The sequence below is a fragment of the Granulicatella sp. 572.rep1_STHE genome, from assembly GCF_001073445.1.
Lineage (GTDB): Bacteria > Bacillota > Bacilli > Lactobacillales > Aerococcaceae > Granulicatella > Granulicatella adiacens.
Genome location: NZ_JVBO01000019.1, coordinates 34,578 through 59,164, shown reverse-complemented (window position 1 = coordinate 59,164; position 24,587 = coordinate 34,578). Strand labels below are relative to the sequence as shown.

19 protein-coding genes and 1 pseudogene are annotated in these 24,587 nt (G+C 37.0%); 12 read left to right on the top strand and 8 right to left on the bottom strand.

Going from position 1 to position 24,587, the window contains the following annotated elements; translation table 11 throughout:
* Positions 1-74 precede the first annotated feature (74 nt).
* Positions 75-665, top strand: a complete 591-nt coding sequence (locus ADH99_RS04160; RefSeq protein WP_049555171.1) for a uracil-DNA glycosylase family protein — start codon at positions 75-77, stop codon at positions 663-665.
* Positions 665-1,621 (top strand): prolyl aminopeptidase, encoded by a 957-nt coding sequence (pip, locus tag ADH99_RS04155; RefSeq protein WP_005606683.1) that lies wholly within the window; start codon positions 665-667, stop codon positions 1,619-1,621. The genes ADH99_RS04160 and pip overlap by 1 nt, the downstream gene beginning before the upstream one ends.
* 43 nt (positions 1,622-1,664) lie before the next feature.
* Here pip and nrdI read toward each other — a convergent pair whose 3' ends face one another.
* Positions 1,665-2,120 (bottom strand): class Ib ribonucleoside-diphosphate reductase assembly flavoprotein NrdI, encoded by a 456-nt coding sequence (nrdI, locus tag ADH99_RS04150; RefSeq protein WP_049555170.1) that lies wholly within the window; start codon positions 2,118-2,120, stop codon positions 1,665-1,667.
* 137 nt (positions 2,121-2,257) lie between these two features.
* On the opposite strand from nrdI, the gene ADH99_RS04145 reads away from it, so the two are divergent.
* Entirely contained in the window at positions 2,258-3,832 is a 1,575-nt protein-coding gene (locus ADH99_RS04145) for a peptide chain release factor 3 (RefSeq protein ID WP_049555169.1), read from the top strand.
* Positions 3,833-3,886: 54 nt separating this feature from the next.
* On the opposite strand, the gene ADH99_RS04140 is transcribed toward ADH99_RS04145, so the two are convergent.
* Positions 3,887-4,729 carry a DegV family protein gene (locus ADH99_RS04140; protein ID WP_005606678.1) on the bottom strand — a complete coding sequence of 281 codons (843 nt, stop codon included), beginning with the start codon at positions 4,727-4,729 and terminating at the stop codon, positions 3,887-3,889.
* 159 nt (positions 4,730-4,888) lie between these two features.
* Here ADH99_RS04140 and ADH99_RS04135 point away from each other — a divergent pair.
* From ADH99_RS04135 to rpsO, 5 genes and pseudogenes are all read left to right on the top strand, one after another.
* Positions 4,889-6,466 (top strand): annotated as a pseudogene (locus ADH99_RS04135) (helicase HerA-like domain-containing protein).
* 14 nt (positions 6,467-6,480) lie between these two features.
* Positions 6,481-7,035, top strand: coding sequence for a DJ-1 family glyoxalase III (locus ADH99_RS04130; RefSeq protein ID WP_049555168.1), 555 nt, complete (start codon positions 6,481-6,483; stop codon positions 7,033-7,035).
* Between the two features lie 160 nt (positions 7,036-7,195).
* On the top strand, positions 7,196-7,630 hold the full coding sequence (locus ADH99_RS04125) for a Fur family transcriptional regulator (RefSeq protein WP_049555167.1): 435 nt from the start codon (positions 7,196-7,198) through the stop codon (positions 7,628-7,630).
* A 23-nt stretch (positions 7,631-7,653) separates the two neighbouring features.
* Positions 7,654-9,255 (top strand): polysaccharide deacetylase family protein, encoded by a 1,602-nt coding sequence (locus ADH99_RS04120; protein WP_049555166.1) that lies wholly within the window; start codon positions 7,654-7,656, stop codon positions 9,253-9,255.
* A gap of 132 nt (positions 9,256-9,387) precedes the next feature.
* On the top strand, positions 9,388-9,657 hold the full coding sequence (gene rpsO, locus ADH99_RS04115) for a 30S ribosomal protein S15 (protein ID WP_005606669.1): 270 nt from the start codon (positions 9,388-9,390) through the stop codon (positions 9,655-9,657).
* A gap of 178 nt (positions 9,658-9,835) precedes the next feature.
* Here the strand turns inward: rpsO and ADH99_RS04110 are convergent, their stop codons facing one another.
* The 4 genes from ADH99_RS04110 to ADH99_RS04095 form a co-directional block, all read right to left on the bottom strand.
* Positions 9,836-10,819, bottom strand: coding sequence for a LacI family DNA-binding transcriptional regulator (locus ADH99_RS04110; protein WP_049555165.1), 984 nt, complete (start codon positions 10,817-10,819; stop codon positions 9,836-9,838).
* Positions 10,820-10,910: 91 nt separating this feature from the next.
* The gene (locus tag ADH99_RS04105; protein ID WP_005606666.1) at positions 10,911-11,786 is read right to left on the bottom strand and encodes a carbohydrate ABC transporter permease; all 876 of its coding nucleotides are present in this window, start codon (positions 11,784-11,786) and stop codon (positions 10,911-10,913) included.
* Positions 11,786-12,712 (bottom strand): carbohydrate ABC transporter permease, encoded by a 927-nt coding sequence (locus tag ADH99_RS04100; protein ID WP_005606664.1) that lies wholly within the window; start codon positions 12,710-12,712, stop codon positions 11,786-11,788. Before ADH99_RS04100 ends, ADH99_RS04105 begins: the two co-directional genes overlap by 1 nt.
* Before the next feature lie 122 nt (positions 12,713-12,834).
* Positions 12,835-14,139, bottom strand: coding sequence for an ABC transporter substrate-binding protein (locus ADH99_RS04095; RefSeq protein WP_005606663.1), 1,305 nt, complete (start codon positions 14,137-14,139; stop codon positions 12,835-12,837).
* A gap of 321 nt (positions 14,140-14,460) precedes the next feature.
* On the opposite strand from ADH99_RS04095, the gene malQ reads away from it, so the two are divergent.
* The 4 genes from malQ to pnp all read left to right on the top strand — a co-directional run bounded on the left by malQ (position 14,461) and on the right by pnp (position 22,127).
* Entirely contained in the window at positions 14,461-16,002 is a 1,542-nt protein-coding gene (gene malQ, locus ADH99_RS04090) for a 4-alpha-glucanotransferase (protein WP_049555164.1), read from the top strand.
* Between the two features lie 28 nt (positions 16,003-16,030).
* Positions 16,031-18,292: a glycogen/starch/alpha-glucan family phosphorylase gene (gene glgP, locus ADH99_RS04085; RefSeq protein ID WP_049555163.1), complete on the top strand. Its 2,262-nt coding sequence runs from the start codon at positions 16,031-16,033 to the stop codon at positions 18,290-18,292.
* Positions 18,293-18,323: 31 nt separating this feature from the next.
* Entirely contained in the window at positions 18,324-19,766 is a 1,443-nt protein-coding gene (gtfA, locus tag ADH99_RS04080; RefSeq protein ID WP_049555283.1) for a sucrose phosphorylase, read from the top strand.
* Positions 19,767-20,015: 249 nt separating this feature from the next.
* Positions 20,016-22,127 carry a polyribonucleotide nucleotidyltransferase gene (gene pnp, locus ADH99_RS04075; RefSeq protein WP_049555162.1) on the top strand — a complete coding sequence of 704 codons (2,112 nt, stop codon included), beginning with the start codon at positions 20,016-20,018 and terminating at the stop codon, positions 22,125-22,127.
* 147 nt (positions 22,128-22,274) lie between these two features.
* Here the strand turns inward: pnp and ADH99_RS04070 are convergent, their stop codons facing one another.
* Both ADH99_RS04070 and ADH99_RS04065 read right to left on the bottom strand, forming a co-directional pair.
* Positions 22,275-23,006 carry an amino acid ABC transporter ATP-binding protein gene (locus ADH99_RS04070; RefSeq protein ID WP_049555161.1) on the bottom strand — a complete coding sequence of 244 codons (732 nt, stop codon included), beginning with the start codon at positions 23,004-23,006 and terminating at the stop codon, positions 22,275-22,277.
* Positions 23,006-24,442, bottom strand: a complete 1,437-nt coding sequence (locus tag ADH99_RS04065; protein WP_049555160.1) for an amino acid ABC transporter substrate-binding protein/permease — start codon at positions 24,440-24,442, stop codon at positions 23,006-23,008. Before ADH99_RS04065 ends, ADH99_RS04070 begins: the two co-directional genes overlap by 1 nt.
* Positions 24,443-24,587: the final 145 nt, after the last annotated feature.

Genomic DNA, 24,587 nt, shown 5'->3' with positions numbered 1-24,587 from the left:
GGGGATTTTTTACAGGGAAGCATTTGCAGTCTATAAAGAATGGGAGTATTCTAAGTGTGAAGGGTGGAATATGGATGCAAAAAATACAAAAACTAATGAAAAAAATTGAGGCAGATCCTCAAAATACCGAGTATACAAAAGCCGGAATACAGCCATTATTTTCTGCGCCACGACGCGCAAAGATTTTGATTGTTGGGCAAGCTCCTGGAATTAAAGCGCAAGAGAGTCGCTTATTCTGGAACGATAAAAGTGGAGATAATTTAAGAACGTGGATGGGAGTTACTCGTGATTTCTTTTATCAATCCGATTTATTTGCAGTTGTGCCGATGGATTACTATTATCCAGGAAAAGGTAAATCTGGAGATCTTCCACCACGTAAAGGTTTTGCCGAAAAATGGCATGAAAAAACTTTAGCCTTAATGCCGGATATTGAACTAATTATATTGGTTGGAAAATACGCACAAGACTATTATTTAAAAAATACAAAGAAGAAAAACTTAACTGAAACCGTAAAAGCGTACAAAGAATACTTACCGAAGATGTTTCCTTTAGTACATCCATCTCCTTTAAACCGCAGATGGATGGCAAAAAATCCATGGTTTGAAAAGGAAGTCTTACCTGAATTTCAAAAGAGAGTTCAAGAAATCATTAAAGGAGCCAAGTAATGAGAACAGAGGTATATCCAGAAATCGAAATCTATAACGAACATATGATTCCAGTGGGGGCCTTGCATACCATTTACGTGGAAGAGTCAGGAAACCCATTAGGACATCCAGTTGTTGTTTTACACGGCGGACCAGGAGGGGCATCCTCTCCAGCGAATCGTCAATTTTTTGATCCAGAATTTTATCGTATTATCCAATTTGATCAACGTGGATGTGGAAAGAGTACCCCTTTTGCATCGTTAGAAGAGAATACGACGCAGGATTTAGTAGCGGATATGGAGAAGATTCGTACCACATTAGGGATTGATAAATGGCTTGTCTTTGGTGGTAGCTGGGGAACAACGCTAGCCTTACATTACACGATTGCACACCGTGAACGCGTCGTAGGATTGATGCTTCGTGGGATTTTTCTTGGCCGACAAAGTGATGTAGATTGGCTGTATCAAGATGGGGCGTCTCATTTTTATCCAGAGAACTTCGAGAAGTTTAAGGCACCGATTCCTGTTGAAGAACAAGGAGAATTGGTGAATGCGTACTACAAGCGTTTGACGTCAGAGGATGAATCGATTTGTCTAGAGGCAGCGCGTGCATGGGCAGAGTGGGAACATGGTCTCGTGAAGTTGATTCCGTATGATCCAATTGTCTGGGATGAAGCAGGTATTCGCGGGGCTCTTACAATTGCGCGAATGGAATGTCACTTCTTCTATCATCACTGCTTTGTAGAAGACGATAATTTCATCTTGAATCATGCTGATGCCTTCAAGGGGATTCCAATGCATATCGTACATGGGCGTTATGATGTGGATTGCCTCCCGAGCGCGGCGTTTGAACTCGCTCAAGCAGTTGATGGCTCAGAACTCATCTTTGCACAAGCGGCAGGACATACCGCAATGGAACCTGCCACGATGGAAGCATTAGTTGGTTTTAGTGAGAAATGCAAAATTTATTTTAAATAAAAAGAAAGGCTCGTAAAATGGATCTACGGGCCTATTTTTGTGTTTAGATTTTTTCAAGAAGCATTGTAGCAATTCGCTCTACGTCTCGGTTACTTCCGCGTAATTCAAATTCATCTAGCACTGGGAATCCAAAGCGTTCTGAATATTGACGGGCAGTGAGGCAGAATTGCTTGTTGAAGTTACGATTTCCGCTACCAATTACGCCAAAGCAATGTGCGTAATTATGTTCATAGGCTAAGAAATCACCGAGTGGATTCGTTAAGACTTCAACGTCTCCATTATTCACGCCATTTCCACCTTCTAAATAAGTCGGTAGAAAAGCAACGAAGGGTTTTCCTACTTTGAAGTAATCTTCTTGGCCTTTAACAAGGTCTTTGACATTGGTTAATGTCACGTTTAAAGATGGCTCCAAGAAGCGGAGTTGATCTTTTAGACGCGTTACAAAGTTATGTGTATTTCCGGTTAAACTAATATAAATAATCGGTAATTCTTTCGACATTGAGAAACCTCCTGAAAGATTTTTGCTGTCTTTAAGTATACCGCACTTTGCCTAATCCTTCTAGAGGGTGTTTTTAAACTTTTAAAAATTGTGAAAATCAGCTATAATACTTGAGAATAAACACGAAGGAGAGACTCATGTCACATTTAAAAGAAGAAGTACAATCTCGCAAGACTTTTGCGATTATTTCCCACCCAGATGCTGGGAAAACAACGATTACAGAACAATTACTCTTATACGGGGGTGCGATTCGTCAAGCTGGTACCGTAAAAGGGAAAAAGACAGGGAAGTTTGCTAAATCTGACTGGATGGAAATCGAAAAACAACGTGGGATTTCTGTTACAAGTTCAGTGATGCAAGTGGAATACGATGGCAACCATATTAATATCGTGGACACACCAGGGCACGAGGACTTCTCAGAAGATACGTATCGTACATTAATGGCCGTGGATAGTGCCGTGATGGTTATCGACAGCGCTAAAGGGATTGAGCCGCAAACGAAGAAATTATTCGAAGTTTGTAGTATGCGTGGAATTCCAATTTTCACATTCATCAACAAATTAGACCGTGATGGACGTGAACCACTTGAATTAATCGCGGAATTAGAAGAAGTATTAGGCATTGACGCGTATCCAATGAACTGGCCAATGGGGATGGGGAAAACATTCCTTGGCTTATATGACATTTACAATAAACGTGTAGAATTGATGCATCCAGAAGAAAACGAAGATAATGACTTCCTACCATTAAACGAAGATGGGGAAGTGGACGGCGATTATGCGTTCAAACAATCAACGCTATATAACCAAGCAATCGAAGACGCACAACTTTTACTAGAAGCAGGGAATGCGTTTGATGAAGAGAAGATTGCGGCTGGTAAATTAACGCCTGTATTCTTCGGTTCAGCCTTAACAGGATTTGGGGTTCAAACATTCTTAGATGCATTTGTTGACTTCGCACCAAGCCCATCTGCGAAGAAGACAGAATCAGGGGAATTGGTAGATCCGTTACAAGAACAATTCACAGGATTCATTTTCAAGATTCAAGCAAACATGAACCCAGCCCACCGCGACCGTATTGCGTTTGTGCGTATCTGTTCAGGAGAATTCACTCCAGGGATGGACATTACAGTGAACCGTTCGCAAAAGAAAATGAAATTATCTCATACAACGCAATTCATGGCCGATAGCCGTGAAACAGTTAAAGCAGCCGTTGCAGGGGATATTATCGGACTTTACGATACAGGGAACTTCCAAATCGGAGATACGATTTATTCAGGAAAAACGCCAGTTCAGTTTGAACCACTCCCACAATTCACGCCAGAGCTCTTTAATAAAGTTTCTGCCAAAAACGTGATGAAGCAAAAATCATTCCATAAAGGAATCGAGCAGTTAGTACAAGAAGGGGCCATCCAATTGTACAAGACATACCATACAGGAGAATATATCCTTGGTGCCGTTGGTCAACTACAATTCGAAGTGTTCCAATACCGCTTATTAAATGAATACAATGCCGAAGTAGTCATGACACCAATCGGAAGTAAGATTGCTCGTTGGATTGATGAAGAACAACTGGATCCAAATATGTCATCAAGCCGTAACTTATTATGTCGCGACCGATTTGACCAACCAGTCTTCTTATTCGAAAACCAATTCGCCCTAAATTGGTTTAAAGATAAACATCCTGATGTAGAATTAAAAGCATTATTCTAATAAAAATAAGAGACTCGCTAATCACTTGATTAGAGAGTCTTTTCGCGTTTTTGATTAAGCCTCGTATCCCATTAGGATTCCGCCTTGTTCTGCATAATAGCTGCAGACCCCGCTTGTGTGGATACTAGAAACATCCGCATCTGGGAACTCGCTATGAACGGCTGCTTGAATTAAGCCACAGATTTCCGGGTTACTACAGTGGCTGATAACCACACGACCACCCTTGTAGCCATTTTTTTTCATTTCAGACCAAACTGCTTGAACAGCTTTCTTTTGACCTTTTGCTTTGTGAAGTAAGTTTAGTGTTCCTTCTGGTGAAGCGTCACCGACTAAGCGGATATTGAGCATTCCGATAACGGCGCCGACTAATTTATTTAATCGACCGTTTTTTACTAGGTTATCGACACGAGCAAGAGCAAATAATAGTTTAGTGCTCGCTAAATATTCTTTTAATGCTGCAACCACTTCTTCAAAAGAAAGTCCTTGAGCAATCAGTTCATTTGCCTTTTGGACAAATAGAACCATTTCACCACTTGCTGAAAGGCTATCGAAGACTTCAATATTTGTTTCAGGGGCTTCTTCTAATAACATTTTTTTGGCTAATTGAGCACTATTTTGGCTTCCTGATAGACCACCAGTAATTGTAATGGCAATAACATTTTCAGCACCTCTATAGGCCTCTAAAAAAGCATCTGGACTTGGACAAGCAGAAGCAGTTTTTTCCTTGGATTCATACATTTCAATCATCATAGCATCAATATCTAATGTTGCATCGTCTTTATAATGTTTCTCGCCCACTTGGACAGTTAATGGTACATTAATATATTCAGTATTTGGTGCTAGATTCTCGATTTCGCGTAAATCGCAACCAGAATCCGCAATTATTTTCCATTTCATAAGAGAATTCTCCTTTGGTAGTATAGTTCATACAAGAGTAATATACTTTGAACTTCAAAACAAGTCAACTAATCTAATTAAAACTTAACATTTTAGTGGAATTTTAGCGCTTTCTGTACTATTGTTAAGGAGTAGAAATAAATCTGAAGGAGGTGTATTATGACTCAAACAATTTCTTTTGGGTATGGATCAAAGCCAGCTCAATTATTATCGAATAAATTAAATCGACATGGAGTAATTGCTGGAGCCACAGGTACAGGGAAAACTGTTACTCTAAAAGTTCTTGCTGAACAATTAAGTGAAGCTGGTGTACCTGTATTACTTTCTGATATTAAAGGAGATTTAGCTAGCCTTGCCGAAAAAGGTGAAGTAACTGAAAAGATTGCTGAACGATTAAAAAAAGTACACGTAGAAGATTTTGAACCAAGTTCTTATCCTGTAGCGTTTTGGGATATTTTTGGAGAAAACGGAATTAATATTCGTACAACCATTTCAGAAATGGGACCTATTTTATTATCTCAGCTGTTAGGATTAAATGAAACGCAAGAAGGCATTTTAAACATTGCGTTTAAAGTTGCTGATGAACAAGGTTTATTATTAATTGATATTAAAGATTTACGTGCAATGTTAAATTATGTTGGAGCTCATGCTTCTGAATTACGTAATTTATATGGAAATATTGCGCAACAATCTATTGGTACTATTTTACGCAGCTTATTAGTTCTAGAACAACAAGGTGGAAATCAGTTCTTTGGAGAACCAGCTTTTGAAATTGGAGATTTATTTAAAACAGATGCAAGTGGACGTGGAACCATAAATGTATTATCTTCTGAAAAGTTGTTCCAAACACCTAAATTATATGCAACTTTCTTATTATGGTTCTTATCAGAGTTATATGAAAACTTACCTGAAGTAGGAGATTTAGATAAACCAAAACTAGTATTCTTCTTTGACGAAGCACATGTATTATTCAATCAAAGCAACCCAGCTGTACAAGCAAAAATTGAATTAATTGTTCGTTTAATTCGTTCGAAAGGAATTAGTATTTTCTTCGTAACACAAAATCCAACGGATATTCCTAATGCGGTAGCCAGTCAGTTAGGAAATCGAATCCAACATGGCTAACGTGCGTTTACCCCAGCTGAGCAAAAAAATGTCAAATCAGTAGCTGAAACTTTCCGTCAAGAAGAAGGAAAAGATTTAGTTTCAGTGATTACGAATCTAAAAGTAGGGGATGCGGTAGTTTCTACTTTACAGGAAGATGGATCTCCAAGTTTTGCAGAAGTGGTTTCTATTTACCCACCAAAGAGTAAATTAGATGCGGTTGATGCTTTTGTTCGTCAACAGCTAGTAAATCAATCTCCATTCTATGATAAATATGCTGAAATGTTTGACCGTGAGTCTGCTCATGAGCAATTATTAGCATTAGAACAACAATTTCAACAAGAACAAGAAGAAGCTTTAGCTCAAAGAGAAGCTGAAAAACAAGCAGAAGCAGAACGTAAAGAAGCTGAAAAACAAGAAGCTCTTGCACAAAAAGAGGCTGAAAAACAGGCTAAATTAGAAGAAAAAGAACGTGAACGTCAAGAAAGAGAACTAGAACGTCAAGCACGACAAGCAGCAACTAAGAAAGGTGATTCTGCGATGGATCGCTTTACCAAAAATATTATGTCTAGCGTTGGACGTGAAGTAGGCCGAGTGATTACTCGCGGAGTAATGGGCTTGTTCAAAAAATAAGAGGAGGCTGTCCTATGGCAAATGTCGTTGTATTCTTAGCGGAAGGATTTGAAGAGATTGAAGGCCTTGCTACAGTTGATATTTTGAGAAGAGCAGGTCATATTGTTCATACAGTTGGCATTGGTGGACAAGTTATTACGGGTTCTCATAAAATTTCAGTGAAGACAGATGATGAATTAGAAACCTTTTATTGGGCTCAAATTGATGCATTAGTGCTTCCAGGTGGAATTCCAGGAGCTCATCATTTAAGAGAGAATGATTTCCTAATTCAAAAACTGAAAGAATATTCGAAAAAAGGGAAAATTATTGCAGCAATTTGTGCGGCACCAATTATTCTACATAGGGCAGGATTGCTGAAAAAGAAAAAGTTTACTTGTTATCCCGGTTTTGAAGATGAAATTAATGACGGAATTTATACAGGAACGTTAGTTGAGAAAGATGGAAAAATCATCACGGGTTGTGGTGCAGCTGCAAGTTTCGAATTTGCTTATACAATAGCAGAAGCATTAGGAACAGATACCTCCGCACTTCGAGAAGGGATGCAGTACAATAAGCTTTTTAAAAAATAATAGTAGAAAGATTTGCCCTATTATTGGGGCAAATCTTTTTTGTTACAAAAACATTACAATGTTACAAAAATATTAAATGAATAACTTGATTTTTCCTTGGAAATTTGAGAGAATAAAGTATCAAAATCGACGTAATCTGTATTAGAAATTAGGGAAATATATGAGAAAAGAAGAAATTAATCAAGTAGTGAAGAAATTACGTAGTAAAGGAGTTCGTATTACCCCTCAAAGAGTGGCAATGCTAGAATTTTTAGCTAGCGTGGATACTCATCCAACTGCGGAAGAGATTTATACTGAATTAACAAGAGAATATCCTCAAGTCAGTGTGGCGACAGTATATAACAATTTAAACCTGTTTATTAAAGAGGGTGTTGTTAAGGAATTAATGTATGGAGATAGTGCCAGTCGATACGATTTTGATTTAGGACAGCACTATCATGCTGTTTGCGATGTTTGTGGGAAAGTAGTGGATTTATATTATCCAGTTTTAGATGATGTTGAAAAAGCAGCAGAACAATTAACAGGGTTTAAAGTTAGAGGACATCGAATGGAAGTTTATGGGGTTTGTCCGGACTGTCAGAAAAAAGAAAAATAGTATTTAATAAGGGGTCGTGGAGAATGGAGAAGGTCATTCAACGAAGAGCCAATAATGGCAAAGAAAAACATTCAAAAAAAGAAAATAAATATACAAAAAATCCTGAAGAAATGCTAGAGACTGATTTGAAGGAAGAGGCAGTTCAAGAGGAGAATCAAGAGAACCAACGATTCGGTGGGAAGGATTCTAAAAAGAAAAGACCGAAAAAGAAAATTCCTAAAACTATTTTTTGGGTAATTGGAGTTTTAACTCTAGCTATTTTAGTATTTGAATTATTAACGATTCATCGTATTATGGCAGATCAATTTAATGAAGAAGAATTAAAACGTATTATTCAAGTTGAACAAGACGACACAAAAAAATATAACGAAAATTTTACGGTTAAAGATGAAACGAATGGCAACATTGAAATTCAGGAATTAATCCCTACAGATAGTTCTGGAAATGAAGTTGCTTCTATTGCTGAGCAGATTTCGACTTTAAAACAAACGGTAATAGAAAAATACGCGGGAGCCTCTAAGAAAACTTTGATTTTCTTGAAAGCTTATCAAACAAAGGTTGTTTCAAACGTGAATGATATTCATTACTATGTATCTGTATATCAACAAAAGGATCGTGGTTTTGAACAGCTAGAATTTTCGGAGTTAACACATCAACTTGTTTTCGCAGATACTTTACAACCATTTGAAATTTCAAAACTCTTTAATAATGATTTAGCAGTATCTAACTTCTTTGTAAAGAAAGCATTAGATGAATCTAAAGTAGATGGATTATCTGATAATCTAACAGAAAAAATTACTTCTCAATTTAAAGATAATAATTGGAAGAAACTAGATACATCAATCATTCAAAATGGAATTCGCATAAAATACAAAGATGCAAACGATTCAGATGCAGAATGGACAATTCCTTTTACCGAGCTTTTTGCATATATGAATGAAAATATGATTCCGGAAACAGAGAAAGAGAACTATACAAAATATCTTGCAACTGTTAAAGAAAAACTAGGTAAGAAGAGAATTGCTTTGTCGTTTGATGACGGCCCCCGACCTGAAACAACGCCAAGAGTACTAGAAATTCTAAAAAAATATAACGCGCATGCAACATTTTATATCGTAGGAAGTCATGTAGAAGGTAATGAGTCTATTATTAAGCAAATTGTGGCTGAAGGGCACGAACTTGGAAACCATAGTTATAGTCATCCTTTATTACCAAAGAAATCAGCAGACGAAGTGTATAAAGAGGTTCATAACACTTCAGACCTCATTGCCAAAGCTTCAGGTGGTTTAAGACCAATGAGTTTGCGTCCGCCATATGGTGGTTTTGATAAAATGGTAGCGGAGCAAGCAGGCATTGCTATAGTGAACTGGTCAATTGACTCGCTAGACTGGAAATATAGAGATGCAGCCAAGACAATTGAGCATATTAAGGAAAATGCTCATAATGGCGGAATCTTATTGATGCATGATATTCATGAAGAATCAGTAGAGGCATTACCAACAATTATTGAATATTTACAAGCAGAAGGTTACGAATTGGTGACTGTAGATGAATTGATGGCAGGACAACCATTAAAACCAAATCATGCATATTTTAACCGTGTTGATATTCAAAAAATAGATTAAGAAGCTTGCAATTTTACTGAAAATAAGGTACATTGAATAAGTGCTTAATGCACAGACCTTTTACAGAGTTTTGCGAATCACCAACGTTTTACTCAGTACAAGGCATAAATTAAAAGAAAGAGGTGTTTAGAAATGGCAATTTCTAAAGAAAAGAAAAACGAAATCATCAAAGAGTATGCATTACACGAAGGAGACACTGGTTCACCAGAAGTACAAATCGCTGTATTAACTTACGAAATCAACCACTTAAATGACCACATCCGTGTTCATAAAAAAGACTTCCACTCAAACCGTGGATTAATGAAAAAAGTTGGTCACCGTCGTAACTTATTAGCATACTTACGTAACAAAGATGTTCAACGTTACCGTGAATTAATCAACCGTTTAGGCTTACGTCGTTAATCTTAAACAAATGGAAGAACTCCCATGCATTCGTGCTTGGGAGTTTTTTTGATGGATATTTATTATAGAATAAAAAAGAAAGATCAATCGCACTTATAATGTATAAGTTATATTGCAAAATACAAATGATTAGAAAAAGGCACAAGTCCCAATTATTTGGAACTTGTGCCTTACTATTTTACATTTCTTTTATAGAGTGATCAATGATTTGTCTGTAACACATCATATTTTTATTATTGTAGGATTTAATCACATTTCGTAATAATTTAAACGAAGAACGTCCTAACTCTAATGTATGAATATCAACATAAGCATCAATTCGAACAGAAGGTTGTACCGAGTCAAAAGTGATAATAGGCAAATGAATTTGTTTTTCATTTAAATATCGAACAGCTCCTTCTGTAAAGAGAGAGTCTGCTGTTACTAGACCATCAATATTTCCTTCTTTAAGAAGTTCTTTTAAAGTATGGTATCCTTGTTCTCTCGTAAATTCAGATACTTGAGCAATAAGGCTATCATTTATTGGGATATCATATTTTTTTAGAGCTTTTTCATATCCTTTTAATCGGTCTCGGGATACAAATAATTGGTCGCGACCACCGATGAATGCAATAGATTTTGCTCCTTTTTGAATAATATATTCTGTTGCATCAAATCCTGCTTTTTCATTATTATTATCAACAAATGAAATAAGAGGGGATAATGTTTTTCCGATTACAACAGCCGGAAATTCTTGATCAATCGCAAATTCAACAAGGGGGTCCTCAATTTCTCCGTACAGGAAGATGAGTCCATCTACACGTTTTCCAAGAATCGTATCTTTTAGAATGGCTAAACGTTGATTCGTATCTTTTCCAGTACATAATTGTATCGAATATTGATGGTCCGCTGCTGTTTGCGAAATTCCTCGAATTACCGCAGGGAAAAATGAATTTTGATAAAAGATATCTGAGTCTTTGGGAAGAACAACGCCGATGACATTTGTTTTATTACTTGCTAAGCTTCTTGCATTAACATTGGGATGATAATTCAGTGAAGTCATGGCCTCACGTACTTTTTTCTTCGTCGCTTCACTTATACTAGATTTGTCTTGAAGTACTCTTGTAACAGTAGAAGGGGAGACTCCAGAAAGCTTTGCAACATCCTTAATAGTGGATGCCATCTTATATTCCTCCTTTCCTAGTAGAGTGATTATTGAAATAAAAAATCTGGGCATGAAAACTGTTATTTTCACGCCCAGAGCATTTAAGGAACTATGATTTAATTGCTCCGTCAACCATACCTTTCATGATATGTTTTTGAGCGAATAGGAATAAGATGATTACTGGTAACATAATCAGTAATGTAGATGTTAGAATCATATCCCATTGTTTTGTAAATGATCCGGCAAAGTTTGATACCGCGATTGGTAATGTTTGAATCGCATTTCCTTTACCAAGTAATAGAAGTGGTAATAGGAAGTCGTTCCAAATCCAGATACCGTTCAAGATTAAGATTGTAACGTAGATGGGTTTTAAGATTGGAAGTACTACGTAGAAGAATGTTTGCATTTTGTTACATCCATCTAATTCCGCAGCTTCTTCGATTTCTAAAGGCACCCCTTTAATGAATCCGTGGAACATGAATACTGATAGTGACATACCGAAACCAGTATACGCTAAGATAATCCCTGGATAAGAACGTAATAAGCTAAATCCAAATAATGGGGTAGTAATCGCATCACTTAAAACTTTAAACCAAGTAACAAGTGGATACATTACGACTTGGAAAGGAATAACCATTGAAGCTACGAAAATGAAGAAAATCACTGTCGAAGCTTTTGAACGGAAACGAACAAGTCCCCATGCAGCAAGAGCCGAAAATAGAGTGATCGTGAAAAGAGAAATCACAGTAATAATCGTTGATGATAAAAATGATGATGGGTAATTGATGGAAGGGTTATTCCAAATTGTAACGATATTAGTCCATAGTTGACCAAAACTTGCAGGTAAAGCTAACGGATCTGAAAGAATGTCAGCAGAGCTTTTAGCTGAGTTAATCACTAAAAGAACGATTGGACTCAAGAATAGTAAGAAAAGGATGACTCCTAAAATTTCTAGAAGTAAGATTCCCAATTTTTGTTTTTTCATTATAAGTCAATCTCCTTCCGTTTAGTGATTGAAGTTTGAATCAAGCTGATAACTACCAAGATAAAGAATAAGATAACTGCACGAGCTTGACCTAAAGCCATTAAGTTATCACCTGAAGCAGTATTATAAATGTTCATTGTAATAAACTCAGTACTTTGAATGGCTTTGTCATGCCATAGTAGTGAAGGACCACCACCTGTTAATGAGAAGTTCACATCGAAGATCTTGAATGAGTTAGTAATAGTCAAGAAGAGCGATACAGTGAACGCTGGCATTACCATTGGAATGATAATGTGACGTAGACGTTGCCATGCATTTGCACCGTCAAGTGAAGCAGATTCTACTAAACTTGAAGGTACATTTTGTAAAGCTGCAAAGTAAATCATCATAATATAACCAGCATATTGCCATGTGTTTGTAATGATTAATGCAGTCACAGCTAATTTCACATCTCCAAGGAACAAGTTATCGATTAAGAATTGGCTACCGATTAATTGTCCTAAAGCAGGGAATACTGAGTTATAGATGAATTGCCAAATATAACCAAGAACAAGTCCCCCGATTAAGTTTGGAATAAAGAATCCTGCGCGGAATATATCTTTTAATTTAATCTTGCTGGATACAAGTAAGGCAAGACTAAATGACACAATGTTTACCACGACAACGTTGAATAACGCAAAAATCACAGTAATCATTAAAGAATATTGGAAGCGAGTGTCAGCCAAACTTTCTGTAAAGTTTTTTAGACCTACAAATTGTAGGTTGGTTTGTGTAACGCTCTTCCAGTCGGTTAATGAATAGTAGAACCCTAAGAAGAAAGGCACAATAATAACGAGTGCAAAAATGATAAATGCTGGTAAAACTAATCTATAAAAATTGCGTTTTGCACGATCATCTCTGCTTAAGGCTTTCTTGTTTTTAGACATGAGAGAGTTCCTCCTTTATGAGAATTTCCAGGTGGGGTAGCACCTGTATGTATACCTATTGTAGCACATAACCCACAGCCACTAAAAGGCAGCTGTGGGTTTGTTTACTACAATATTGTTAATTATTTTTTAATCAAGCTTGGTACTTCTTTAATTTGGTTGATAATTAATTCTTGGAATTTAGCTTTATCAATTGAACCTTGAGCATATTGACCGTAAATTGGTCCTAATTTGTTCATTAAGAAGTTGTCAGGCATGAAGTATGGGTTGTCAAATGAGTAAACAGGTTTTTTAGCGCTAACCCATTCTGCTAAGAAACGAGATAATGGAGCAGATGGTTTCTCAGTAGTGTTAGCAAATGGAGAAATCATGTTCGCTTTGTTTACGATGTAGTCTTGACCTTCTTTAGTATCAGCTAAATCGTTGAAGAATTTATTGATAGATTCTAAAGCTTTAGTGTCTTTGTTAACTACGTAGTAAGATGGAGCACCGATGAATAATCCGTCAGCGTTTTTATCTTTACCTAATGTTTGATAAGGAATGAATCCCATTTCGAAGTTAGCATTTAATTGTTTTAAGTTAGGATCTTTCCAGTTACCTTGGTGAAGGAATGCAGCTTTACCAGAAGCAAATGCTGAGTCCATATCTTCTTGAGTACCAACTGTTAAGAGTTTCTTATCAGTATGTTTGAATAGTAATTCAACCCAGTTAGTGTAGTTTTCTAAACGAGTTTTGTCCATTTCACCTTTTAGTACTTGGTTTGTTACTGAACGGTCACCGTTTGGAAGACCACTACTTAAGTAAGCACCAAAGTCATGGATACCCATGATCCAAGTTTCACCTTCTTTAGTTGCTGTAGCAACAACAGTAGATAATCCTAATTCATCTTTTTTACTTTCTAAAGTAGCCATTGCTTTCTCAACTGCTTCAAAAGAAGTTAGAGTAGCAGGATCAATTCCAGCTTTAGTTAAGATTTCTTTGTTGTAAGCTAATCCGTATCCTTCTACAGATACCGGGAATCCGTATACGTCGTTACCTTGTTTAAATTCAAACTCAGTTTTATCAATCCAGTCACCTTTTAATGGTTGTAGGTTGTCTTTCCACAAATCATATCCAGCTTGACCTTCAATTACGAATACGTCTGGTGCAGTACCTGCAGTAAATTCAGTTTTTAGTTGGTCAGAAATCTTACATGAACCAGAACAAGTTTTAATATTAACTTTAACTCCGTTTTTGTCTCCCCATTCTTTAGCATATGCTGTTAGGGCTTCTTGGATTTCGCTCTTATTACTATATAAAGTAAATTCTTTTTTGCTTTCAGAGCCTCCATTAGAAGAGTTTGATTGGTTACCTCCGCTTGCACAGCCTGCTAAAGCTAAACCAGCTAAGCCAACCATTAAAGATTTTTTAAACCATTTGTTTGCCATAATATTTTTCCTCCTTAAAATTCGTTGTAGATTACGCAAACGATTTCTTAACTGGTTTTAGTATACCGCTTCCATAAACCGTTTGCAAGTATTTTGTTAAAAAAAATTAAAGGAATAAAAAATACTGAATATAAGTGGTTTTTGGTTGAATTAAATAGAAATTAAGTTTATTTTATCCTTGTATATTCAAGATGTATTAAAAACTTATAAAATAATACTTGTTTTATTAAAAAAAATACTCTAATATTAAAGCAAACGGTTGCGCGAATTATTGCGCTTACATGGATAAATATACTGATTAAGGAGAGAGGTATCAAATATATGAGCAATAGAGAATCAGGTGTGTTAATGCATATTTCATCATTACCTGGTCAATATGGAATCGGAACTTTCGGTAAATCTGCATTTGATTTTGTAGATTTTCTAGTTCGTACGAAACAGACTTATTGGCAAATTTTACCATTAGGAACAACTAGCTATGGAGATTCTCCATATCAATCTTTTTCGGCTTTTGCTGGAAATACAAACTTTATCGATTTCGATCTTTTAATAGAAGAAGGACTTCTAAGTAAAGAAGATGTTGAGATGAATTGGGGCGCTGAAGAAACAACGGTTGACTACGCATTATTATATGAAAAACGTCGACCTGTTTTAGAAAAAGCAGTGGCTGCTTTTCTATCTAAAGGAAAAACTCCTGCATACGAAAAATTTGTTGCAGAAAAAGCAGAATGGTTAGAGCCATTTGCTGAGTACATGGCGATTAAAGAATTCTTTGATATGAAACCGTGGACAGCTTGGAGCGACGAAGCGATTAAACGTCGTCAAAAAGATGCATTAGCAGAATATCGCTTACGTCTTGCAGAAAAATTAGAGTATCACCGTGTGACACAATTCTTATTTGATGAACAGTGGCATGCTTTGAAAAAATACGCGAATGACAACTTTATTCAAATTATTGGCGATATGCCAATTTATGTAGCTGCGGACAGTGTGGAAATGTGGGCAACACCACATTACTTCAAAACTGATGCAGAAGGAAATCCACTTTGTGTTGCTGGATGTCCTGCAGATGATTTTTCTCCGCTAGGTCAATTATGGGGGAATCCAATTTATAATTGGGAAGCAATGAAAGAAGATGGGTTCACTTGGTGGAGCAAACGACTAAAAGCGAGCTTTGAATTGTTTGATGTGGTTCGTATTGACCACTTTAGAGGTTTCTCAGCTTATTGGGAAATTCCAGCAGAGGCTGAAAATGCAACAATTGGGAAATGGGTGAAGGGCCCAGGATATGATTTGTTTAAAGCAGTAAAGGAACAAATTGGAGATCTGCCGATTATTGCTGAAGATTTAGGATTTATGGATGAAGATGTCATCAATCTTCGTGAAGCTACTGGTTTCCCAGGAATGAAAATTCTGGAATTTGGATTTATGGGTGAAAATCCTAAGAGTGGAGATTTACCTCATCATTATCCAGTCAATGCGGTTGCCTATACAGGAACACATGATAATGATACAGTATTAGGATGGTATAAGTCGGTTCCAACAGAAACAAGAGAATTTTGTAATCGTTACTTAAATCGACGTGATGAGGAACCAATTAGCTATGCTTTACTACGTGGGTTATATGGTTCGGTTAGTCGAATGACAGTTGCAACAATGCAAGATCTACTACAATTAGATGAGACGGCTCGTATGAACATTCCAAGTACGCTCGGAGGAAACTGGGTATGGAGAATGACCACAGAGCAGTTAACAGAGGCTGTAGAAGAATTCTTACTTGGGATTACTGAATTGTATGATCGTGCGAACCCACATCATGATGAAGTGGAAATTGAAGAGGAGTTAGTAGAGGAAGAAAAGTAACCTCACGCAAACCAAAAAGGAGAGAACAATGAAAAATTTTAAACAATATGTAGAAGGAAACTTAGAAAAGTCTTTAAAAGACTGCACAAAAGAAGAAGTTTACTTAGCATTATTACAATTTACGAAAGAAAAAAGTGCAGCCTTACCACAAAACAATGGTAAGAAAAAAGTGTATTACATTTCTGCTGAGTTCTTAATCGGTAAATTATTATCAAACAATCTAATTAACTTAGGGCTTTACGATGAAGTGAAAGAAGTGCTATCAGAAGCTGGACATTCATTAGCTGAAATCGAAGAAATCGAATTAGAACCATCTTTAGGGAATGGTGGTCTAGGACGTCTAGCTGCGTGTTTCCTTGATTCCATCGCAACGCTTGGATTAACGGGAGACGGTGTTGGATTAAACTACCACTATGGCTTATTCGAACAAAAATTCAAAGATAACCAACAAGATGCAGTTCCGAACGTTTGGTTAACACCTGAAAGCTGGTTAGTTCCAACAGAAACTTCTTATAAAGTACCGTTTGCTGACTTTACATTGACTTCAAAAATGTTTGATATCGATGTTTTAGGATATGAACAATCAACTAAAAATAAATTACACTTATTCGATGTGGATTCAATTGACGAGTCTTTAGTTTCAAGTGATTCAATTGAGTTTGATAAAACTCAAATCGCTAAAAACTTAACATTATTCTTATATCCAGATGATAGTGATGAAGCAGGACACTTACTACGTATTTATCAACAATACTTCATGGTAAGTAATGGGGCTCAATTATTAATCGACGAAGCACTTGCTAAGGGAAGTAACTTACACGACTTAGCGGAATACGCAACAGTTCAAATTAACGATACGCACCCATCAATGGTGATTCCTGAATTAATTCGTTTACTTGGGGAACGTGGAATTGAATTTGATGAAGCAGTGGAAATCGTATCCGCAATGACAGCTTATACAAACCACACAATCTTATCAGAAGCGTTAGAAAAATGGCCTTTAGCATACTTAGAAAAAGTAGTGCCACATTTAGTGCCAATTATTAAAGAATTAGACGCTCGCGTAAAAGCAAAATATGAAGATCCATCAGTAGCCATCATCGACGAACAGGACCGTGTTCACATGGCGCATATGGATATTCACTACGGATATAGCGTAAACGGTGTTGCGGCACTGCATACAGATATCTTAAAAGAAAGTGAATTAAAGAATTTCTACGAAATCTATCCTGAGAAATTTAACAATAAAACAAATGGGATTACATTCCGTCGTTGGTTAATGCATGCCAACCCAGAACTAGCTAAATTATTAGATGAAACAATTGGAACAGAGTGGCGTAAGGATGCTTCTAAATTAGAAGCGTTGAAAGCTTTCCGTCATGATGCGATTGTTCGCGAAAAATTAGACAAGATTAAACGTGATAACAAGAAACGTTTAAGTGTTTACTTGCAAGAAAAGCAAGGCATCACAGTGAATGAAAATTCTATTTTTGATATCCAAATCAAACGTATGCACGAATATAAACGTCAACAAATGAACGCTTTATATGTGATTCATAAATATTTAGATATCAAGAGCGGAAACATTCCAGCTAGACCAATCACAATTATCTTTGGTGGTAAAGCTGCACCTGCTTACGTGATTGCGCAAGACGTCATTCATTTAATTCTTTCATTATCTGAATTAATCGCAAATGACCCAGAAGTAAGCCCACACTTACAAGTCGTAATGGTTGAAAACTACAACGTAACAGCAGCAACACACTTAATTCCAGCATGTAATATTTCTGAACAAATTTCACTTGCTTCAAAAGAAGCTAGTGGAACAGGGAATATGAAATTCATGCTAAACGGGGCATTAACTCTTGGTACTGAAGACGGTGCGAATGTGGAAATCCACGAACTTGTTGGTGACGACAATATCTATATCTTCGGTGAAAAGAGTAATGAAGTCATTGCGCACTATGAAAAAGGCGATTACAACGCTGGCGAGTTTGCTAAGAGAGATGCAATCCGTCCATTAGTAGAATTCGTGAAGAGTGACGCTTTACTTGAAGTAGGAAATAAAGAACGTCTAGAACGTCTATACAACGAGTTAACTACAAAAGACTGGTTCATGACCTTATTAGACTTAGAAGATTACATTGAAACAAAAGAACGTATGTATCGCGATTTCGAAAACAGAGACGAATGGAATGCTAAAGTGGTGACAAACATCGCAATGGCCGGCTTCTTCTCAAGTGACCGTACAATCGAAGACTACAACCGTGACATTTGGAAATTAAACTAAATCGATTGAATGAAGGGACACGGTGAATTCCATGCAAATTAAAAACGAAGCAATGCTGATCACTTACTCAGACAGCATGGGAAGCAATATGAAGGACTTAAAAGGCGTTTTGGATAAATATTTCCAAGGCGCCATTGGTGGGGTCCATTTATTACCATTTTTCCCATCAACAGGGGATAGAGGATTCGCTCCAAGCGACTACACTCGTGTAGATCCAACACTTGGAACATGGGAAGATGTGGATGCTCTAGGGGAACAATATTATTTAATGTTTGACTTCATGATTAACCATATTTCTCGTGAGTCTAAGTTTTTCCAAGATTTTGTAAAAAATCACGAAAATTCACCTTACAAAGATATGTTTATTCGTATCCATGAGTTCTTCCCAGAAGGACGTCCAAACCAAGCGGATATCGACTTGATTTATAAACGTAAAGATAAAGCGCCATTCCAAACTGTTCATTTTGCGGATGGAACGACTGAAGAAGTATGGAACACATTCGGGGAAGAGCAAATCGACCTTGATGTTCGTAAAGAAATCGTGAAAGAGTTTATTCGTGAAACGATTAAAGATATGGCAAGTCACGGATGCTCATTAATTCGTTTAGACGCATTTGCTTATGCAGTAAAGAAACTCGATACAAACGACTTCTTCGTAGAACCAGATATTTGGGATTTATTAAATGAAGTTCGTGATGAAGCAGCGAAATACCAAGTAGAATTGCTTCCTGAAATTCATGAGCATTATTCAATTCAAATGAAGATTGCAGACCATGATTACTTCGTTTATGACTTTGCATTACCAATGGTAGTGTTATATTCACTATATTCAGGGAAATCAAATCGATTAGCCAACTGGTTACAAATGAGTCCGATGAAGCAATTTACAACATTGGATACGCATGACGGAATCGGTGTCGTGGATGCTAGAGACTTATTAACAGATGAAGAGTTAGATTACACTTCAAACAAATTATACGATGTAGGCGCCAACGTAAAACGAATCTACTCAAGTGAAAAGTACAATAACTTAGATATCTATCAAATTAACAGCACATACTACAGTGCTTTAGGAAATGATGATGCAAGTTACTTATTATCACGTGTGTTGCAATGTTTTGCGCCTGGTATTCCACAAATTTACTACGTGGGATTACTTGCTGGAGAAAATGACATCGAGTTATTAGAATCTTCAAAAGAAGGTCGTAACATCAACCGTCATTATTACACTTTAGAAGAAATCGACCGTGAAGTAGAACGTCCAGTCGTGAAAAAACTAATCAACTTATTACGCTTTAGAAATACATCAAAAGCGTTTGATTTAGAAGGTTCTTTTGAAGTAGAAACTCCAACTGAGAACACAATAGTGATTTCACGTAAAGATGCTTCTGGTGCTGCCGAAGCACGTCTTGAAGCAAACCTAGAAACAAAAGAGTTCACTATTTTCGAACAAGGAAATGTAGTCACTCTTTAATTTCTTCATTCGTAAATAACGATAGTAAGATGAGTGAGTTTATTCTCTAGAAAAGAGAATAACTCACTCGTTTTTTTTACAAAAAAATAGTACTTAATGGGCAGTTATGGTAAAATGACTCTGTATGACAAACTTTGTATCTTCTGGAGTCACCTTACTTTAGAAATAAAAGCGCTCGAACGCGTCGAACGTTTTCATTTCTAAAAGTAGGTCTGGAGGATACGTAAATAAGAGAAAAGGAGATTAGTTATGTCAGAAAAGAAAGTTTTTAGCTATAACTGGGGCGGACGTCAATTACAAGTTGAAATCGGTCAATTAGCAAAGCAAGCCAATGGTGCAGTGTTAGTACGTTACGGTGATACTGTTGTTTTAACAGCGGCTGTTGGTACAAAACAAGCAAAAGATACAGATTTCTTCCCGTTAACAGTAAACTATGAAGAAAAAATGTATGCTGCTGGTAAAATTCCTGGAGGTTTTATCAAACGTGAAGGTCGCCCAAGCGAACATGCTACTCTTACAGCGCGTCTTATTGACCGTCCAATTCGTCCAATGTTTGCGGAAGGTTTCCGTAACGAAGTACAAATCACAAATACGGTAATGTCAGTAGATCCTAACTGCCCACCAGAAATGGCTGCAATGTTTGGTTCTTCATTAGCATTATGTATTTCAGATATTCCATTTGATGGACCAATTGCTGGGGTAGACGTAGGTCGTGTAAACGGTGAATACGTGATTAACCCAACTACTGAACAAAAAGAAAACTCAGATATCGAATTATCTGTAGCCGGTACTGCAACTGCTATCAACATGGTAGAAAGTTCAGCTAAAGAAGTGAACGAAGAAGATATGCTTGGAGCATTATTATTTGGTCACGAAGAAATCAAAAAATTAGTGGCTTTCCAAGAAGAAATCGTTCGCGAAGTTGGTAAAGAAAAAATGGAAGTGACTTTACTTTCATTCGATCCAGCTATCGAAGCACAAGTAAAAGATTTATTCAGCCAAGCCATGGTTCACGCGATTCAAACAGAAGAAAAATTAGCGCGCGAAGCAAACATTGAAAAAGTAAAAGAAACAGCTATCGAGCACTTCGAAGCCGTATTAGAAGAAAATGAAGAAAAAGTTGGACTTCTAAAACAAGTTTCTCAATTAGTCGATAATTTAGAAAAAGACGAAGTACGTCGTTTAATCACTGAAGAAAAAGTACGTCCTGATGGTCGTAAGATTGACGAAATTCGTCCGTTATCTTCAGAAATCGACTTATTACCTCGTGTTCACGGTTCAGGTTTATTCACTCGTGGACAAACGCAAGCATTAACTTCAGCAACACTTGCACCTCTTGGAGAATACCAAGTGATTGATGGATTAGGAATCGAAGAAGGTAAACGATTCATTCACCACTACAACTTCCCACAATTCTCTGTAGGTTCAGTTGGTCGTGCTGGTAGCCCAGGTCGTCGTGAAATTGGTCACGGTGCGCTAGGGGAACGTGCATTGAAACAAGTGATTCCAAGTCCAGAAGACTTCCCTTACACAATCCGTCTTGTATCAGAAGTTTTAGAATCAAACGGTTCTTCTTCTCAAGCAAGTATTTGTGCGGGAACATTAGCATTGATGGCAGCCGGTGTGCCAATTAAAGCGCCAGTAGCAGGTATCGCGATGGGTCTTATTTCTGACGGTACAAACTATACAGTCTTAACAGATATCCAAGGGTTAGAAGACCACTTAGGAGACATGGACTTTAAAGTGGCCGGAACTAAAGACGGTATTACAGCTCTTCAAATGGATATTAAGATTCAAGGGATTACAGAACAAATCTTACGTGAAGCCCTAACACAAGCGAAGAAAGCACGCTTTGAAATCCTTGAAGAATTAACATCAACAATTGCTGAACCTCGTAAAGAGTTAAGCCCATATGCACCTAAGATTGAAATGATTTCTATCCACCCTGATAAGATTAAAGTCGTTATCGGACGTGGCGGTGAAACAATTAACTCTATCATCGACGAAACAGGTGTTAAAATTGATATCGACCAAGAAGGTCACGTATCAATCGCTTCTACAGATGCTGCTATGATTCAACGTGCTAAAGAAATCATCGAAGATTTAACACGTGAAATCGAAGTTGGACAAGTATACGAAGGAACAGTGCGCCGTATCGAAAAATTCGGTGCATTCGTTGAAATTGCTAAAGGAAAAGATGGATTAGTTCATATTTCTGAATTAGCGCACGAACGCGTTGGTAAAGTAGAAGATGTACTAGCTCTAGGCGATAAAGTAACGGTTAAAGTTATCGAAATCGACGGGCAAGGACGTATTAACTTATCACGTAAAGTATTACTACCAAAAGAAGATAAAGAGTAAGTATTACGGATTCTTTAATAAATGAAATTTTAAAACACTTCCTACACCAGTGTGATTGTCATACTAGTGCAGGAAGTGTTTTTTCTAAAAAAAACGATCTTATTCCAAGTGCTTTGGAGTAAGATCGTTACTATTTGGTATTTAATTTTAGTGAAGGACTTTATTTAAGAAGTTTTGAGTACGTTCGTTTTGTGGGTTACCAAATACTTCCGCAGGAGTTCCTTCTTCGATGATATAACCGCCATCCATAAAGATAACGCGATCGCTAACCTCACGCGCAAATCCCATCTCGTGTGTTACCACGACCATTGTCATTCCTTCTTTAGCTAGGTTTTGCATTACTTCTAATACATCCCCAACCATCTCAGGGTCGAGTGCTGAAGTTGGTTCATCGAATAATAACATTTTTGGTTTCATTGCAAGCGCACGGGCAATAGCCACACGTTGTTTTTGACCACCTGAAAGAGATTTAGGAGAGACATCTGCTTTGTCTGCAAGGCCAACCATGCCGAGGAGTTCCATGGCATGTTCTGTTGCAGCTTCTTTTGTCTCACGACCTAATTCCACTGGGGCAAGAATGATATTTTCTAGAACGCTTAGGTGAGGGAAGAGGTTAAAGTGTTGGAACACCATTCCGATTTCCTCACGAACTTTATTTAAGTTAGTTTTCTTATCTGTTAAATCATGACCGTCAATGATGATATGACCGCTATTAATTTTTTCAAGACGGTTTAAACAACGAAGAAAAGTTGATTTACCAGAACCAGAAGGTCCGATAATACAAACGACTTCACCTTCCTCAATAGAAAGGTCGATGGATTTTAATACTTCTAAGTTGCCATATTTCTTTTGTAGTTTTTGAACTTCGATAATAGCCATTATTTTAAATTCCTTTCTAAGTGAGCTGAAAGTTTCGTTAATAGAACAATTACGATTAAGTACATCACGCCGACGATTAACCACATTTGACTTGATTGTAAGTTACGAGCGATGATGACTTTACCTGTTTGTGTTAATTCGGCGATACCGATAATTGAAAGGATAGAAGTGTCCTTCAATGTGATAACGAATTGGTTGATGAATGAAGGAACCATAATTCGAATCGCTTGCGGCAAGATAACTTTTTGCATGCTTTTTGAATATGGTAGACCTAAACTCATGCAAGCTTCGTATTGGCCTTTATCAACTGCTTGGATACCCCCACGGATAATTTCTGCGATATAAGCGGAAGCATTCAAACTTAAGGTGATAACACCTGCTACGAATGGTTGCATCGTAATATCGAAGGCTTGTGGAATTCCAAAGTAAATGAAGAACGTTAATACAATTAATGGAACGCCGCGGATGATATCAATGTAAAATCCTGCGATTGCTTGAACGATATTGTTTTGGCTTGTTTTCATTAAACCGAAGATAATACCGATTAAACTTGCAAAGATTAAAGCAACAACCGTTAATACAATCGTATTCCATAAACCAGTTGCAAGAGTTTTCCAGTTTGTTTTAATTAAACCTAGAATGCTTGTTGCTTCTGTGTTTTCATTAGCATTCGTAGTGTATTTGTTGATGATTTCATCATACTTACCACTTTCTTTTAGTTTTTTCAAACCATTGTTGAAAGCAGTGATCAATTCAGCATTTTCACCTTTATTCACAGCAACACCATATTCTGTTTTGTTTTCGTTATGGTCTGTCATTTTTAAAGGTAAGTTGTTTGATGTGATTGAGTAGGCAAGTACTGGATAGTCTTCAAATAAAGCGTCGCTGTTTCCTACTATTACATCTTGGTACATACTTGATGAATCTTCAAAAGTTGTGATTGTAAAGCCATATTTACTCTTGATAGATTCAGCATAAGTGGCACCTTGTGTTCCTAATTTAACAGCAACTTTTTTTCCTTTTAAATCAGAAAGGCTTGTGATGTCAGAGTTTTTTGAAACTCCCATTCCGATTCCGCTGTCATAGTAACTATCTGTGAAGTTGAATTTTTGTTTACGTTCATCAGTTATTCCCATTCCAGCCATAACAGCGTCTACTTGTCCAGCTTCTAGGGCTTGGACAGCTGCATTAAAGCCAAGAGCCTTAAATTCTACTGCGAAGCCTTCAGCCTCTGCGATACTCTTCATTAATTCAATATCAATTCCGACGTATTCACCATTTGTATCTTGGTATTCAAATGGTGCGAATGTAATATCTGTTGCGATTACATATTTTTTAGTTTCTGCTTTTACAGAATTTGTCGGAGAAACGAGGGATAGAAGAGTCATCAATAGAGTGACTAGAACAGCTCCCAAGCTAAATTTCTTTATGTTCATACATATTCCTCCAAATCTACCTTATTTAAAAGGTTTTTCCATTATATGGAAGATTTTCTGAAAATGCAAAAATCAACTCTCATCTCATGTTACATTATATAACATAGCAGTCGTTGAATAAAAAATCTCTTCTCTAATAAAAGAG